Genomic DNA, 904 nt, shown 5'->3' on the forward strand with positions numbered 1-904 from the left:
AGGCTCATGTATAGATCCGGGCTTTTCATGCTCTCGGGCAGGTGGGCGATGGCATAGGGACTGCGCCGTATGGCCTCCATGCACAACTCCGGCGTTTTCCACTTCTCGGGGACATATTGCAGGTAGCTCCCGTCGTGCCAGACGGCCCGGCGGCACATCTCCTCGTTCTTGGCGTGGTCGGGAAGGTTGTAGAACAGCTCCGGCTCCAGGGCGAAAATTTCCCGGGCCACCCTCGGCGTGAGGAACCAGGGGTTCATGTTCTCCAAAAAATCGAAGGTCTTATCGTAATTCGTGCAATAGAACCCCAACACTTTCAGGTGTATCTCCTCGAAGGGGATATAGCGGAGGACACGCAGGTCGTCGGTACGGGCCAACGCCCGGTTGCAGACCTCCGGCGTGAGCTGTTCGGGGTTGAAAAAGCGGATGGCCAGGGGATCGCGCTCCAGCGCCATCCCGCACAGACGGTCGGTTTTCAGATGTTTCGGAACGTACTCCAGTGCCAGGTAGTTCGAGGACACGGCGGCCTCGCAGACCCGTTCCGTGCGTAATTCCTCCGGCACTTCATGGAGCAGGATGCCGTCCCCGCTGACGGCACGCAGGCAGACTGCCTCCGTGCGCAGTTCCACCGGCACGAGCGAAAGGCAGGACGCGTCCATCCCCACGCCGTGAAGGGCCAGTTCCCCGGTCATGACCTCCGGGGCAATGGAGGCGAAAATCTCGAACTTGTCCACGAACGACATCCCGAATTTTTTCAGCCCTTCCAGGCATATATCGGGATACGGAATGTAAGGGAGTATCTTGTAATCGGCACTGTCCACCGCTTTCAACGCCGCACGGCATATTTGCGGCGTCCTCAATTCCCCGGGGACGGCCTCCAGCACCAGACCGTTGCGCTTCACGGCCG

1 protein-coding gene is annotated in these 904 nt (G+C 60.0%); it reads right to left on the reverse strand.

Features of this window, described 5'->3' with window-relative positions:
- Positions 1 to 904, reverse strand: a 904-nt coding sequence (locus tag ACESTR_RS16255; protein ID WP_373179457.1) for a DUF4116 domain-containing protein, incomplete at both ends; no start/stop codon positions are given.

Source organism: Alistipes sp. DJF_B185, assembly GCF_964250025.1.
GTDB classification, from domain to species: domain Bacteria; phylum Bacteroidota; class Bacteroidia; order Bacteroidales; family Rikenellaceae; genus Alistipes; species Alistipes finegoldii.